Source organism: Embleya sp. NBC_00888, from assembly GCF_045207655.1.
In the GTDB taxonomy this organism is placed as follows: domain Bacteria; phylum Actinomycetota; class Actinomycetes; order Streptomycetales; family Streptomycetaceae; genus Embleya.
In genome coordinates this window covers 2,865,733-2,880,604 of record NZ_CP108784.1, presented here as the reverse complement: position 1 = coordinate 2,880,604, position 14,872 = coordinate 2,865,733, and the positions used below count along the sequence as shown (strand labels likewise).

13 protein-coding genes are annotated in these 14,872 nt (G+C 71.7%); 9 read left to right on the top strand and 4 right to left on the bottom strand.

All coding sequences use genetic code 11. The features are described from left to right. Nucleotides 1–68 precede the first annotated feature (68 nt). Together dapB and OG948_RS11545 are read left to right on the top strand one after the other, a co-directional pair. The gene (gene dapB / locus OG948_RS11550; RefSeq protein WP_406295977.1) at nt 69–821 is read left to right on the top strand and encodes a 4-hydroxy-tetrahydrodipicolinate reductase; all 753 of its coding nucleotides are present in this window, start codon (nt 69–71) and stop codon (nt 819–821) included. 5 nt (nt 822–826) lie between these two features. Next, on the top strand, nt 827–1,285 hold the full coding sequence (locus OG948_RS11545; protein WP_406295975.1) for a hypothetical protein: 459 nt from the start codon (nt 827–829) through the stop codon (nt 1,283–1,285). Nucleotides 1,286–1,325: 40 nt separating this feature from the next. Here OG948_RS11545 and OG948_RS11540 read toward each other — a convergent pair whose 3' ends face one another. Continuing rightward, the gene (locus OG948_RS11540; protein WP_406295973.1) at nt 1,326–2,000 is read right to left on the bottom strand and encodes a TetR/AcrR family transcriptional regulator; all 675 of its coding nucleotides are present in this window, start codon (nt 1,998–2,000) and stop codon (nt 1,326–1,328) included. A gap of 95 nt (nt 2,001–2,095) precedes the next feature. Continuing rightward, entirely contained in the window at nt 2,096–2,641 is a 546-nt protein-coding gene (locus OG948_RS11535; RefSeq protein ID WP_406295971.1) for a GNAT family N-acetyltransferase, read from the bottom strand. Nucleotides 2,642–2,815: 174 nt separating this feature from the next. Between OG948_RS11535 and OG948_RS11530 the strand changes: the two genes are divergently transcribed. The 4 genes from OG948_RS11530 to OG948_RS11515 all read left to right on the top strand — a co-directional run bounded on the left by OG948_RS11530 (nt 2,816) and on the right by OG948_RS11515 (nt 7,333). Next, on the top strand, nt 2,816–3,550 hold the full coding sequence (locus tag OG948_RS11530) for a hypothetical protein (RefSeq protein WP_406295969.1): 735 nt from the start codon (nt 2,816–2,818) through the stop codon (nt 3,548–3,550). Between the two features lie 49 nt (nt 3,551–3,599). Continuing rightward, entirely contained in the window at nt 3,600–4,343 is a 744-nt protein-coding gene (gene thyX, locus OG948_RS11525) for an FAD-dependent thymidylate synthase (RefSeq protein WP_406295967.1), read from the top strand. Between the two features lie 276 nt (nt 4,344–4,619). Continuing rightward, a complete protein-coding gene (dapA, locus tag OG948_RS11520) occupies nt 4,620–5,519 on the top strand; it encodes a 4-hydroxy-tetrahydrodipicolinate synthase (protein ID WP_395862184.1) in 900 nt (299 codons plus the stop codon). Nucleotides 5,520–5,644: 125 nt separating this feature from the next. Continuing rightward, nucleotides 5,645–7,333, top strand: coding sequence for a ribonuclease J (locus tag OG948_RS11515; protein WP_395862186.1), 1,689 nt, complete (start codon nt 5,645–5,647; stop codon nt 7,331–7,333). 54 nt (nt 7,334–7,387) lie between these two features. Here the strand turns inward: OG948_RS11515 and OG948_RS11510 are convergent, their stop codons facing one another. After that, on the bottom strand, nt 7,388–9,058 hold the full coding sequence (locus OG948_RS11510; RefSeq protein ID WP_331773102.1) for an IS1182 family transposase: 1,671 nt from the start codon (nt 9,056–9,058) through the stop codon (nt 7,388–7,390). A gap of 525 nt (nt 9,059–9,583) precedes the next feature. Between OG948_RS11510 and OG948_RS11505 the strand changes: the two genes are divergently transcribed. From OG948_RS11505 to OG948_RS11495, 3 genes are all read left to right on the top strand, one after another. Continuing rightward, nucleotides 9,584–10,087 (top strand): peptidoglycan-binding protein, encoded by a 504-nt coding sequence (locus tag OG948_RS11505; RefSeq protein WP_406295965.1) that lies wholly within the window; start codon nt 9,584–9,586, stop codon nt 10,085–10,087. 178 nt (nt 10,088–10,265) lie between these two features. Beyond that, nucleotides 10,266–11,186: a type IV toxin-antitoxin system AbiEi family antitoxin domain-containing protein gene (locus OG948_RS11500; protein ID WP_406295963.1), complete on the top strand. Its 921-nt coding sequence runs from the start codon at nt 10,266–10,268 to the stop codon at nt 11,184–11,186. Between the two features lie 19 nt (nt 11,187–11,205). Then, complete coding sequence (locus OG948_RS11495; RefSeq protein WP_406295961.1) at nt 11,206–11,727, top strand: GNAT family N-acetyltransferase; 522 nt, start codon at nt 11,206–11,208, stop codon at nt 11,725–11,727. 340 nt (nt 11,728–12,067) lie between these two features. Here the strand turns inward: OG948_RS11495 and OG948_RS11490 are convergent, their stop codons facing one another. Next, the gene (locus tag OG948_RS11490; RefSeq protein WP_406295959.1) at nt 12,068–14,590 is read right to left on the bottom strand and encodes a SpoIIE family protein phosphatase; all 2,523 of its coding nucleotides are present in this window, start codon (nt 14,588–14,590) and stop codon (nt 12,068–12,070) included. Between the last annotated feature and the right edge of the window lie 282 nt (nt 14,591–14,872).

Genomic DNA, 14,872 nt, shown 5'->3' with positions numbered 1-14,872 from the left:
AGTCTGGTCGAACGCTGATCGAACCCTGATCGATGCGAAATTCCGCTGACTGGAGAGTGCGCGACATCATGACTGCAATCCGGGTGGGTGTGATCGGTGCGGCCGGCCGCATGGGTTCCGAGGCGTGCCGGGCGATCGAGGCCGCGGCCGACCTCGAACTGGTGGCGCGTGTCGACGAGGGCGACGACCTCGCCGACCTCGCCGAGGCGGGCGCGCGGGTCGCGGTGGACTTCACCCACCCGGGTGTGGTCATGGGCAACCTCGAATACTGCGCGGGCGCCGGCATCCACGCCGTCGTGGGCACCAGCGGGTTCACCCCGGACCGGCTGGCACAACTGCGCGAGTGGCTCGCGAAGAGCCCGGAGACCGGCATCCTGATCGCGCCCAACTTCGGCATCGGCGCGGTGCTGATGATGCAGTTCGCGGCCAAGGCGGCCCGGTTCTACGAGTCGGCCGAGATCGTCGAACTGCACCACCCGAACAAGCTGGACGCGCCCAGCGGCACCGCCCGCCGGACCGCCGAGCTGATCGCCGAGGCACGCGGGAAGGCGGGCCTCGGGCAGATGCCCGACGCGACGGTGGACGACCCGGACGGCGCGCGCGGCGGCAGGGTCGACGGTGTCCCGGTGCACGCGGTCCGGCTGCGCGGCCTGGTCGCGCACCAGGAGGTCCTGCTCGGCGACGAGGGCGAGATGCTCACCATCCGGCACGACTCGTTCCAGCGCACGTCCTTCATGCCGGGCGTGCTGCTCGGGGCGCGTCGCGTGGTCTCCGCGCCCGGCCTGACCGTGGGCCTGGAACACTTCCTCGACCTGGACTGACCATCGTGAAGCAACGTGTCACCGCGCTCGTGCTGATCGCGGTTCTGGTGTTCTACGTGTTCCTCGTCGGGAGTCGCGGCATGATCGCGATCCGCGACGGGGAACCGGTCACCATCGTGCTCGGCCTGGCGATCCTGCTCGTGCCGGTCGTCGGCGCCTGGTACATCTGGCGCGAGGTGCGCTTCGGCTTCGCGATGCAGCGGCTCGCCCGCGAACTCGAGGCCGAGGGCGCGCTGCCGCCGGACGAGTTGAGCCGCACTCCGGGCGGCCGGGTCGACCGGGACAGCGCGGACGAGGTGTTCGAGCGGCGCAAGGCCGAGGCCGAGGCCGCGCCCGAGGACTGGCGGGTCTGGTACCGGCTGGCCGTCGCGTACGGCGACGCGCGCGACAACGCGCGCGGGCGCCGGGCGATGCTCACCGCGATCCGACTGCACGCGGGCAAGCCCCGTGTCGGCTCCGCCTGATCGTCCCGACACCCCGCCCGAGCGGCCCGCGTCGGCTCGGCTAACCGGCCCGGGCCGGCCGGCCCGTCGGCGGCTCCAACGCGGCCAGCACCTGCGCCGACACCGGCGCGGCCAGGATGCCGACCACCGCGTCCACCAGGTCCGCCACGAAGGCCGCCGGCGGCAGCACGTCCTGTGCCTGCCCCTCGTGCACGCGCTGCTCGCGATCGGCCGTCGCGTGCACCGCCAGACTGCCGCCCAGCCGCAGCCGGTTGCGCCGGACCGCGACCGGCAGGTGTCCCAGCGCGAGGTCGATCAGGCGCCCGAACTCCGGCGAACTGCCCTCCAGGCCCATCGCCGGCAGCGCGTACGTGGTCGCGCCCACGTGCTGGTGCACCCGGGCCAGGAAGCGCAGGTAGAAGCTGCCGCCGACGTCGATCTGTTCGGCCAGCGGGCGCACCATGGCCTCGGCCAACGCCCTCGGTTCCCGGTCGAGCCCGGCCCGGACGAGTTCCCGGACCAGGTCCTCGCGGCGCGCGTTGACGGTCGTGAGCCGAAATCCGAAGATCGCCCGGATCAGCTCCTCCTTGTTTCCGAAGTGGTATTGCGCGGCGGAATTGTTGCGCTGACTCGCCGCGACACTGATCTGTCGCAGCGAGACCGCGTCGATTCCGTGCACGGCGAAGAGCCGCTCGGCGGTGAGCAGAAGGCGCTCGCGGGTCGGAGTTCGGCTCACGGCGCCCACGTTAAGACGGCTGACTTACCTTGTTCAATGGCACATCGGTGTGGTGTTCGCCGTGCCGCTCGGCCGTTTCGCCCACCGATTCCCGATCACCGCGGATCGGCCACCGCCGTGTGCAATCGCACCTGTCGGATCACCGAACCGCCCGGCTCGTCCACCCACAGTTCGCGGGTCGCGCCGTCGGGCGCCCAACCGGTGCCGAGCAGGAAGTCGTACAGCGGCTTGTCGCTCTCCAGAACCCAGGTCACCAACATTTCCACGCCGTCCGTCGTCGCGTCCGCGACAACGGCCGTCAGCAGCCGGGACGCGTGGCCCTCGCGCTGCCGCGGCGGGTCGACCACCAGGATCGCCAACTCGCCCGCCCGCTCCGGGTCGAGATCCTCGTCCGAGCCGGGCACCAGGGCCGCGAAGCCGGCCACGGTCGAGCCCGCGCAGGCGACCAGCAGATGGTGCCGGGGCGAGGGCGGCGCGAGCGCGGCGTCCTCCCACTCGGCGGCCAGCGCGTCGGGCGTGGCGGCCTCCAGCGCGGCCGCCGGCAACACCCCGGTGTAGGCGTCGTGCCAGGCCCGGGCATGCGCGGCGCCCAACTCGGCACCGTCGCCGGCGTGGGCCGGGCGTACGTACGGATCGGTCATGTGGCGCCCCCATCGTCGAGTTCGGCCGATTCTCGCGCGCGCGGGCGGTCCGTGTCCCGCGCTCGCCGAACGCGCACACGCGTGGGCGACACGCGCCGAAGGCGCTGCCGCCCTCGTGCGCGGCGTGCGACGCTGTCCGGCAAGGATTGGTGGGCGCGGCAGCGAAGGATGGTCATGGGGGTCCGGATCCGACGAATCGCCCCGGCATGCGCGGTGGTCGCGCTGCTCGCGAGCGGCTGCATGGTGGGTCCGACCATCGACGACGAGAAGCCGAGGGCGGCCCCCGCGGGCGCCACCGGCAACCCGCCGGATCTGCCGGACAAGAACCCGACGGGCGGTTCGACGCCGGGCGCGCCGCCGCCCACCGGCGGTTCCGCCCCGCCGGCCCAGGTCCCACAGAAACAGGGCTCGCACACCTACTCGAACGGTCTGACGGTGGCCACGCTGCCGCTCGTGGTGACCCGCACCGCGAGCGTGCCGAACGAGAAGCGCGAGACGGTCGACGTCTCGGTCCCGATCCGCTACGCCAACCGGACCGGCTCGAACCTGCTCGCCGACCTGTTCGCCGTGACGCTGTACGCCGGGCCCGACGCGCTGCCGTGCGCGGCCGCGAAGGTCGGGCCCGCCCGCAGCGGTCCGGAGCAGGCGGCGCGCAACGCCGACACGGTGATCACCTACAACTTCGCGGTGCCCCGGGAGTACGTCGGCAAGCTGCTGATCCAGGTGCAACCGTTCATGTCCCGCCTGGACAAGGTGTCCTTCGAGACCTCGGTGGCGTTGCCCGCGGGTGCTCCCACCAGGCCCGCCGAGGGTCCGTCGACGCAGCCGACCACCGTCGTGGTACCCCGGTCCACGCCGACGGCCGGCGGCTCGGCCACGGCGTCCGGCGATGCCGGTGGGCGTGGTTAGGCTTGGGCGCCCACCCCACCGGAATCAGATCGACGAGGAGCCACCCCGCGTGACCGAGACACCCCAGGAGAATCCGTCCGCCATCCGTTTTCGCAGCGACGTCACGGTGGAGCTGATCAAGCACAGCGCCGCCGACCAGGACGTGTTGTGGGCGGCTCGGGTCTCCACGGCGGGGGAGAAGTCCCTCGACGAGCTCGACAGGGACGCCTCGCGGTCCAAGGGACTGATCAACTTCCTGATGCGGGACAAGCACGGCAGTCCGTTCGAGCACAACTCGATGACGTTCTTCGTGAGCGCGCCGATCTTCGTCTTCCGCGAGTTCCACCGGCACCGCGTCGGCTGGTCGTACAACGAGGAGAGCGGCCGCTACCGCGAGCTGCAGCCGGTGTTCTACGTGCCCGCCGAGGACCGCAAACTGGTCCAGCAGGGCAAACCCGGCGCCTATGTCTTCGTGGACGGTACCCCCGAGCAGTACAAGACGGTGGACGAGGCGACGCGCGAGTCCTACGCGTCCGCCTACGCGGGCTACCAGCGCATGCTGGAGGCGGGCGTCGCGCGCGAGGTGGCGCGCACCACGCTGCCGGTGGGCCTGTACTCGTCGATGTACGCGACCTGCAACGCGCGTTCGCTGATGCACTTCCTCGGGCTGCGCACCAAGCGCGACGACGCGACCTTCCCGTCGTTCCCGCAGCGCGAGATCGAGATGGTCGCGGAGCGGATGGAGGCCGCGTGGGCCGAGCTCATGCCGCTGACCTACGCGGCGTTCAACACGAACGGCCGGGTCGCGCCGTAGGGTTGAGCCGTCCGAGTGGTCAAATCGGCACATAGGGTGACATTAGAAATTTTTCGCCCGAATCTCTAAGGTTTCGCCCGTGGTGGTCGATACTGAAAGAGATCAGGCGCTGCTCGAACCCCCGAGCGGGCAGCGCCTGGTCCTTGTTTTTGTCCGGGGCGCGTGCGGGCCGCGTCGGCGCGGCGCCGATGCCGGGACTGCTCCGCACGGGCCGTCGAAGTCTCATAGGGCGGGTGCTACCCGCAGGTCAGGTGTGCGCCCGGTACCGTTTGGGCCATGGCTCCGACGTCTACCCCCCAGACCCCCTTCGGCCGGGTCCTCACCGCGATGGTGACCCCCTTCACGGCCGACGGTGCGCTCGACCTTGCCGGCGCCCAGCGCCTGGCCTCCCACCTTGTCGACGCCGGCAACGACGGACTCGTCGTCAACGGCACCACCGGCGAGTCGCCCACGACGAGCGACGCGGAGAAAGAGCAAGTGGTCCGGGCGGTCCTGGAGGCCGTGGGCGATCGCGCGTTCGTGGTCGCCGGAGTCGGCACCAACGACACTCGGCACTCGGTCGAGCTGGCCCGGCAGGCACAGGCCGCCGGCGCGCACGGTCTGCTCGTGGTCACGCCGTACTACAACAAGCCCCCGCAGGAGGGCCTGTACCGGCACTTCACCACCGTCGCCGACGCCGGCGACCTGCCGGTGATGCTGTACGACATCCCCGGCCGCAGCGCCGTGCCGATCGAGACCGAGACGCTGATCCGGCTCGCCGAGCACCCGCGGATCGTGGCGAACAAGGACGCCAAGGGCGACCTCGCGTCCGCGAGCCGGGTGTTGGCGAGCACCGACATGGTGTACTACAGCGGTGAGGACATGCTGAACCTGCCGCTCCTGTCCATCGGCGCGGTCGGTGTGGTGAGCGTGGTCGGGCACCTCGTCTCGGCGGAGCTCCGCGCGATGATCGACGCCTACGTCGGCGGCGACGTCGCCAAGGCGCGCGAGATCCACCAGCGTCTTCTTCCGGTGTACACCGGCATTTTTCGTACCCAGGGCGTGATCCTCACCAAGGCCGCTCTGGGATTGCAGGGCCTGCCCGCCGGGCCGCTGCGGCTGCCGCTGATCGAGGCCTCCAAGGCCCAGATCGCGCAGCTGAGGCAGGATCTCTCGGCGGGTGGGGTAGAGCTGTAAACAGGAATATCTGTAAGTAGTGCCCCGGGCGGGTACCACATCCGCCCGGGCCGAACACGAGCTTTTGCGCGTCCCCGTCCGGCCGTCCACGACGGCCGGGCGGCGGCACGTGGCGAGGAGAGAACTTGAGCCATCCCCATCCCGAATTCGGCCCGCCGCCGGTGCTGCCCAAGGGCGGCCTTCGGATCACTCCGCTGGGTGGTCTCGGCGAGATCGGCCGGAACATGACCGTCTTCGAGTTCGACGGCCGACTGCTGATCGTCGACTGCGGGGTGCTGTTCCCCGAGGAGGAGCAGCCCGGAGTCGACCTCATCCTCCCGGACTTCAGCTCGATCCGGGATCGCCTCGACGACATCGAGGCGATCATCCTGACGCACGGCCACGAGGACCACATCGGCGCGGTCCCGTACCTGCTGCGGGAGAAGGCCGACATCCCGCTGATCGGGTCGAAGCTGACCCTCGCGTTCATCGAGGCCAAGCTCACCGAGCACCGGATCCGGCCGTACACGCTCGAGGTCAAGGAAGGCGACATCGAGCGCCTGGGTCCGTTCGAGTGCGAGTTCATCTCGGTGAACCACTCGATCCCGGACGCGCTCGCGCTGGCCATCCGCACCGAGGCCGGCACCGTCGTGCACACCGGCGACTTCAAGATGGACCAGTTGCCGCTGGACAACCGGCTGACCGACCTGCCGGCGTTCGCGCGGCTGGGCACCGAGGGCATCGACCTGCTGCTCGTGGACTCCACGAACGCCGAGGTGCCCGGCTTCATCCCGGCCGAGCGGGACATCGCGAGCGTGCTCGACCGGGTCTTCGCGGACGCCGACCAGCGGATCATCGTGGCCAGCTTCGCCAGCCACGTGCACCGCATCCAGCAGGTGCTGGACACCGCCTACGCCTACGAGCGCAAGGTCGCCTTCGTCGGCCGCTCGATGGTGCGCAACATGAAGATCGCCGGGGACCTCGGCTATCTGAAGATTCCCGCCGGGCTGGTCGTGGACGTCAAGACGTTGGACGACCTGCCGCCGGACGAGGTCGTGCTCGTGTGCACCGGTTCGCAGGGCGAGCCGATGGCGGCGCTGTCGCGGATGGCCAACCGCTCGCACCAGCAGATCCGGATCGTCGAGGGCGACACCGTGGTGCTCGCGTCCTCGCTGATCCCGGGCAACGAGACCTCGGTCTACCGGGTGATCAACGGGCTGACCCGCTGGGGCGCCAAGGTCGTGCACAAGGGCAACGCCAAGGTGCACGTCTCCGGCCACGCCTCGGCCGGCGAGCTGCTGTACTTCTTCAACCTCACCCGGCCGCGCAACCTGATGCCGGTGCACGGCGAGTGGCGCCACCTGCGTGCCGCCGCCGACCTGGGCATCAAGACGGGCGTACGCAAGGACCGAGTGGTGCTGGCCGAGGACGGCCTCACCGTGGACCTGGTCAACGGTGTCGCCAAGATCACCGGCAAGGTGCAGGCCGGGTACGTCTACGTGGACGGTTTGTCCGTGGGCGACGTGACCGAGTCCTCGCTCAAGGATCGTCGGATCCTGGGCGAGGAGGGTTTCGTGTCCGTGTTCCTCGCCGTGGACTCCTCCTCCGGCAAGGTGGTCGGCGGACCGACGATCACCGCGCGTGGATCGGGCATCGACGACGCCCGCTTCGACGCGGTGATCCCGAAGATCGAGGAGATGTTGCAGAAGGCGGCCGCCGATGGTGTGGCGGAGCCGTATCAGCTCCAGCAGCAGGTGCGCCGGATCGTGGGCAAGTGGGTGTCCGACACCTATCGGCGCCGGCCGATGATTCTGCCGGTGGTCGTGGAGGTCTGAGACCTCGCCGACGGTTTGCGTGGGGCCCGCTACGAATTCTTCGGACGCTGTTGGTTAATTCGCCCCGTCGAGCTTCGGCTCGGCGGGGCGAAGCCGTGCGAAGTGGCTGGTCCGGGTCCGGGCTCGCGGTGTGTGGGTGAGGTGGGCGTCGATGCGGGCGAGGTTGATCGCGGCGCCGGTGAGTTGGTGTTGGAGGCTTGTCTTGGCGAGGCCCCGGTAGCGGGATCTGCGCAGGCCGCAGCGTGCGGCGCCCTGGGAAATGGTGCCCTCGACGCCGGCGCGGATCTTGTAGCGGTCCTTCCACGCGTCGGTCTGCTGTTCGGCGCGGGCGGTGCGCAGAACCTCGTGTTCGTCGCGGTGGCGCAGGGTGAGCTCGCGGCGCTCGGCGCTCGGCGAGTTGACACAGGCGCGCAGATCGGGGCAGTGCCGGCAGACGGCGGTGGGGAACCGGATCCGAACGACCGGCAGTCCGGCCTGCGAACGGCGCTGGTGCCACTCGGTGTTGGTGGCCCCGTTCGGGCAGGTGGCTCGCTGGTCGTCCCAGTCGACGGTGAACGAGTCCTGCCGGAACGGGCCGTCCGCCTGGGCGTTGGTATCGGCTCGGACCGGTCCGAGCAGCGCGACGTCGTGGTCGCGCCGGGCGGCGACGATCTGCGCGGCGGTGGGGTAGCCGGCGTCGACCCAGTGCTCGTCGGGCAGCAGGTCCCGCTCGGCGAGGCCGGCGTGGACCCGGTCGGCCAACACGCTGTCGGGGACGGTGGACTCGGTGGTGGCCACGTTCGTGACCAGGTGCACCGCGTCCGGATCGCAGGTCTCGGTGAGGTGGACCTTGTAGCCGTCCCACATCGTGTCGCGTTTGACGCTGCCACGCGCGTCGGTGTCATAGGGGGTGACCAGGCGCTTCGCGCCCGGCGGCCGGTCTTTTGGGCCGCGGCGCACCACCTGCCCGTCCACCCGGTGGAAGTGCTGCACCCACACCCGCCGCAGCGTCTCCACCTCCTCCAGGGCACGCAGACCGCCCGGCGCGTCCGCGGCGAGCACGAGTGCGAGCAGCCGCGTCCCGTCCCGGCCGATCCGCGCCCCCACCTCGTCCCGCCGGGTGCGGGCCCTGGGGAAGCGGGACTCCTCCGCCCGGGTCGCGTAGTGCCGGAACCAGTCCGGCTCGGCGACCGGGCGCAACCACTCCGGGTCGGCCTCGGCGACCGCGTTCAACGCCGCGCGCAGCGTCTCGGACACCAACTCCAGAAAACCCAACTCGCGTGCGGCGGACAGCACATGCGTGGAATCGGTGCGCGCCTTCCCGCCGCCGGCCAACAGGCCCTTCTCCCGCGCCGCGGCCAGAACACCGTCCAACACCCGCCGTCCCGCGTCCGCCTCCACCAGCCGGTCGCGGAACTCGGACAGCACCGAGAAGTCGAACCCCGGATCGCCCAACTCCAACCCCAGCGCGTACTTGAAGTCGATCCGTGCCCGCACCGCCTCCGCGGCCTGACGATCGGTCAACCCCTCCACGAACTGCAACACCAGCACCAGCGCCAGACGTCCCGGCGACCACGCCGGCCTGCCCCGCCGCCCCGGGAACAGATCGGCGAACCCCTCGTCCCGGAACAACGGCCCCAACTCGTCCCGGACCCGGATCGCCAGACTCCCCTTCGGGAACGCCGCCCGCGCCACCCGTACCGTCTCCGCCGGAATCTCCCCCGGCTCCCGCGGCTGCATCGACATCGACACCCTCCCCCTACGACAACGTCGGCCCCCAAGACCACAACCGGGTCTTGAGGGCCGACGTCACGCGCAGGGCCCAAATTAACCAACAGCGTCCGAATTCTTCGTAGCGGGCCCTTTGTCGTCGGTGTCGGTGTCGGTGTCGGTGTCGTTGTCGTTTGGCGGTGGCGGTGGCGGTGGCGGTGGCGGTGGCGGTGGCGGTGGCTTGTCGTGTGTGGGCGGTGGTCTGGGCGGGGTGCCGGTCGGTTCCCGGTTGTGGTCGCCGGTGGCGGCGGGTTCTCGACCGGTTGTGCGGGGTGAGAGGGCTCGGGATGGGGGTCGGGTGTCGGTTTCCGTGGGGAGAGCGCCGAAATGGGGGTGGCAATAGCGACATTTGGTCTGATTTTGCGGTGTGGAAGTCGGGTTTTCGTACCTCTCGGTGCTGCTGATGCCGGCTCCTAACGTCGGTCGTGTTCGGAGGGCACTCGGTCCTTCGGGCGCTGGACAGGTCGACACGGTCGACAGGATCGGCAGTCAGGAGCAGAGATGAATGCGGTACAGCGGAACCGGCGCTGCGGCGGACCGCGACGGGGTGCGGAGCCGCCGACCCCGCAGACCCCGCCGATCCCGGCGCCCCGGCCGCCCTCGGCCCGGCCCGGGCTGCGGCGTCGGGGGCGGGTCGCGGCGATCGCGCTGACCTCGTGCGCGGCGTTGGGTCTGGGCACGGGGATGACGGGCCCCGGGTCGCCGGCGGCGGCCGCCTCGCGCTGCGATCACGTGGCCAAGGACAACCGGCCGGAGTTGCGTGAAGGGGATCGGGACGACGCGGTCGCCCAGGTGCAGTGCCTGGTCGACACGAGGTCCGGTGCCCCCGGGGACCTGCCGGTGAGCGGCGTGTTCGACGCGGCCACCGCAGACGGGGTCCGGTGGGTGCAGAAGTGCAACGGCCTCGATCCGTCGGGGGTCACGGACGCGGCCACCTGGAAGGTGCTCTACCGCGCGAAGAAGGGATGCGGCAAGGCGGCGGAACCGGCGATCGGTATCGGCTGAGCGGGGCGGGTGAGGCCGGGAGGCGGGGCGAAGGGGCGTCGCGGGTCGGCCGGGGCCGGGCCGAGGGGGCGGTTCGGGCCACGCGCCGTGCACAGGCCGAGTGTGATGGTCACACTCATCCCGGGGGCTGTGGACGACGGGCGGCACGCGCGGAGGGGACGCGCGCACACTGACCCGCATGACGCCGACCGACCTTTCCGCCCTGCTGTCCCGACCGTTCACCCTCGCCGTCGCGGCCCGTCACGGGGTCGGCCGGTCGGTCGTCCGGCGCCTGGTGCGCGACGGCGACGTGCGTCGGGTCATACACGGGGTCTACGTCGGCGCGCACGTCGTCGACACGTTGGAGGTGCGGGCCCGGGCCGCGGTCATGGTGCTGCCCCGCGGGGCCGTGGTCTGTGGGCGCACCGCAGCGTGGTTGCACGGCGTGCGCGTTCCGGTGGATCCCCGGGACGAGGCTCGGCGCACGGCACCGATCGAGGTGGTCGTGCCGGTGGGGGCGGCTCTGCCCCGCCGGCACGGCTGCCGGGCCCGGGTCATGGCGCTGGCTGCCGGGGAGGTGGTGTGGCCGGGCGGGATCCCGGTCACCTCGCCGATCCGGACGGCGGCGGACCTGGTCCGGACCTCGGATCGGGACACCGGCGTGGTGGTGCTCGACGCCTTCCTACGGGCCGGCCTGATCCCGGCCGGCGCGTCGGCCGGGCTGCTCGGGCGCTACGCCGGTCATCCGGGGCGCTGCCGGCTCGCCGAGGCGGTGCGGCTGGCCGACGGGCGCAGCGCGAGCGAGGACGAGACCCGACTGCGGCTGGCGCTGCTCGGCGCGGGGCTGCCGCCGGTCGCGGTGGGGTGGGAGCTCCGCTCGGCGTTCGGCCGGATCATCGGCCGCTTCGCGCTGGCCTGGCCCGCGGCGCGGGTCGGGGTGGAGTTGACGGCGGATCGGCAGTGGGTGCGGGCACGGCACCGGAGCATCGCCGGGCAGGGCTGGCTGGTGCTGGAGTGCCCGGCGGCGCAGGCGCGCCGGGACCCGGCGGCCACGGTCGCCCGGATCGGGTCCGAGCTGCGGCTACGCGCGCGGGGAAACGCCGGCGACATCGCCGCGTGAGCGCCGGCATGCTGCGGCGATGAACGTGAACGAGACGGCGTGGGTGCGCACCGATCGGCTGGACCTGATCCCGGTCGAGGTCGATCACGCCGAGGAGATGGCCGAGGTGCTCGGTGATCCGGCGCTGCACGCCTTCATCGGCGGTGAACCGGAGGATCCGGCCGAGCTGCGGGCTCGGTACGAGCGCTGGGAGAAGGGTTCGCCCGACCCCGAGGTGGTCTGGTTGAACCGGGTGATCCGGCTGCGCGCGGGGGAGTGCCTGGTGGGCACGGTCCAGGCCACGGTCGGCCCCGGTCCGGTCGCCGAGGCGGCCTGGGTCGTGGGCGGAGTGTGGCAGGGCCTGGGCATCGCCAAGGAGGCGGCGGTCGCGTGGGTGAACTGGTTGCGCGCGCATGGCGTCGAGGAGGTCCGCGCGCACATCCACCCGGCCCACCTCGCCTCCGCCGGCGTCGCGAGAGCCGCGGGCCTTCGTGTCACCGACACCTGGCAGGAGGACGAACAACGCTGGTCGACGGGCCGCCTCGACCCGAACACCGACTGAGCCCGGCGCCGCCGACGAACCCGCCGGGATCCGGTGGCCTCGGGCCGTCTTCGATCTCGCCGAGCCCCACCACGTCCGGCAGCACATGCGCCCCTCGGGCTCCGCGCTGCGCTCGCCGCGGGGAAACACCCGAACGCGACCACGATGCGCGGGCGCTTCTCCGGTACGCCGACGCACGGAGACCGCCCGTCGGGCTCCTCCCCTCCGCTCCCGTCGCGGAGCCCGGGGCGGGATCGAAGACAGGCGTCGGGGCCGCGGGCTCCCGGCCCATCGAGCGAGCGGCCGGGAGTCCGCGGCCGGGGCAGCCGGGTTTCTCGGAGCGTCGGGGTGTTCGGCCCGGTCAGTCCTCGCCGGAGACGCGCATGACCAGGATGGCCATGTCGTCCCGGGCCTGTTCCTCGGCGAACTGTTCGACGGCGCGGTGGATTCGGGTCGCGACCGCGCCCGCGGTCAGTCCGGTGCAGCCGCAGAGCACCTCGGCCAGGCCGTCGTCGCCGAGCATGCGGGTGCCCTCGCGGCGTTCGGTGACGCCGTCGGTGACGCAGACCAGGACGTCGCCCGGGTCCAGGTCCACCGTCTCCAGGACCAGATCGACCTCGTCCAGCACGCCCAGCAGCGGTTGTGGCGTGGCCACCGAGGTGACCGTGCCGTCGGGGCGCAGCCGCAGCGGCAGCGGGTGTCCCGCGGACACCAGGCTGAGCCGGATGCCGCCGCCTTCGCGGTGGGTGATGTGGCCGTGCAGCAGGGTCAGGAACCGGCTGCGCGGTCCCTCCTCCAGGATCGCGGTGTTCAGCCGCTGCAGGACGGCCGGTACCGACAGCCCCTCGCGGGTCAGCAGCCGCAGGGCCTGACGGGCCAGCCCGGTGACCGCGGCCGCCTCGGGACCGGTGCCGCACACGTCGCCGATCGCGAAGCCCCATTTGTCGCCGCCGATGGTGAACAGGTCGTAGAAGTCGCCGCCGACCTCGTTGCCCTCGCCGGAGGCCTGGTAGACCACTTCGACGTCGACGCCCGGGATCTTGGGCAGCTCCGGCGGCAGCAGGCTGCGCTGGAGGGCCTGGCTGGTCGAATTCCGCTCGGAGTACAGCCTGGCGTTGTCCATCGCCAGCGCGGCGCGCCGGGACAGGTCCTCGGCCAGTTCCAGGGTGTCCCGGCGGAAGCGGTCGCCGGCCAGGATGCCGAAGGTCAGCATGCCGATGCCCCGGCCGCGGGCGACCAGCGGCAGGGTGACCGCCTCGCCGGTGACCAGGTCGGCGTGCTCGCGGACGACCTCCGGGTCCAGGTGCCGCAGGCCCAGCCAGCGGCGCGCGCCCGGGGTGGGCTGGGCGCGCGGCGGCTCCGCCCGGTCGAGCAGCGCGCGCAGGTCGTCGATCCGCATCTCGTCGGCGTGCCACACCACGCTCAGCACCGGCGCGTGCGACTCGCCGGTGTGGACCGCGCACCACGTGCCGAGCCGGGGCACCACGATCTGGGCGATCATCGCCAGCGTCATTTCCGGGTCCAGGGTGCCCGCGAGCAGGTCGGACGCCTCGGCGAGGAAGGACAGCGAGCCCCGGCGGACACGTTCGAGCTCGGACAGCCGGGCGCTCTCCACGGTCAGCGAGACCCGGTCGGCGGCGCGCTGGAGCCGGGCCGCGTCGTCGTTGTCGAAGCGCGCGGCGGTCTCGGAGGCGACGCCGAGGGTGCCGGTCAGCCGGCCCTCGACCTTGAGCGGGACGGTCACCGCCGAGCGCATCCGGGTGTCCTGCAGGATCGGCACCGCGTCGGGCCCGGCCTCCAGGTCCTCGTGCACCGCGGGCATCCGGGCCGAGCCGTAGCGGCCCACCGAGGTCTCCACCGGCACCCGGGACAACCGGTGCGCGGCGCCGGCCAGGCCGGTGGTGGCGCGCACCTCCATCTCGCTCTCGTCGTCGGTGGCCAGCAGGACGAACGCGGCGTCCGCGTCGAGCAGGTCGCGGGCCCGTTCGACGGCGCGTTGCAGCAGGTCCTCCAGACCCAGCCGGCTCAGCCCGTCGATGCCGTCCCACTCGTTGTCCACCTGTACCGCACCGCCCGCGCGACCGCGGGAGCCGTCCCGGTGCTCCAGCACGGCCCGCGCCTGGGCGGGTACCAGCAGGGCGACCAGGGCCGGATCGCCGCCCGCGTCGCGCAGCCGCACATGGGACGCGAACACCCGGGAGGCGACCCCGTTCGCGGCGCGGATGTCGTAGCCGCCCTGCCAGCGGGACAGCTCCAGCATCTCGTCCAGGGTCAGCTCGGTACCGGGCGTCTGCGGCCACGCGACCAGGTCGTTCAGCGCCATGCCGATCGCCTCGTCGTGGGTGAGGCCGAACAACTCGGCCGCCTCGGTGCTCCAGTGCGTCACCTTGCGCGAGGCGTCCGCGTGCAGCACGGCCACGCCGACCGGCACCGTGGCGTCGGGCAGCGCGTTGGCCGGCAGCAGCGGTCCCGCCGAACTGGTCGCCGAGACCGGGTCGGGCAGTTCGAGCCGGAACCACACGCGCTTGACGTTCTTGGCGTACTCGACGCCCCACGCCGAGGCCAACGACGCGGACAGGAACAGACCGCGCCCGCTCTCGTCGCCGTCGTCGAACCCGGTGGCGGGCTCGGGCAGCTCGCGGCTGGGGTAGTGGTCGGTGACCTCGATCTGTACGCCGCCGTCGTAGCGCACGCACGAGACCTCGGCCGAGGTACCCGCGTGCACGATCGCATTGGTGACCAACTCACTGGTCAGCAGCACGGCGTCGTCCACGACGTCGCCGGCGTCCCAGTCGCTGAGCGTCTTGCGGACGAACGAGCGCGCGGCCGCCACGGACCTGCCCTCGGGTGCGAAGGCAGCGCTCATCCGGGCAGTGATGAGCATGCTCGTTCCCTGATCCATACACTCCCGCATCTGCGACGAACGGCGGCTGCGGTGACGAATCCGGCTCCACAGTCCGGCAGATTCGCACCCTATCGGTTTCGGACGATCGTGCGGACCCCTTCCAAACAGTGACGGATCCGTCACGATTCCGACAGAACTTCCGGCCGAAGCGAGCCTTTCGAGCCCACACTTTCCGGATGACAGGCACCATCCTCCCGGACCGCCTCTGCTCTCAACCCTGTGAGTGAAAGACTGTCGATGGCAAGCGGCCGGGAGCACGAG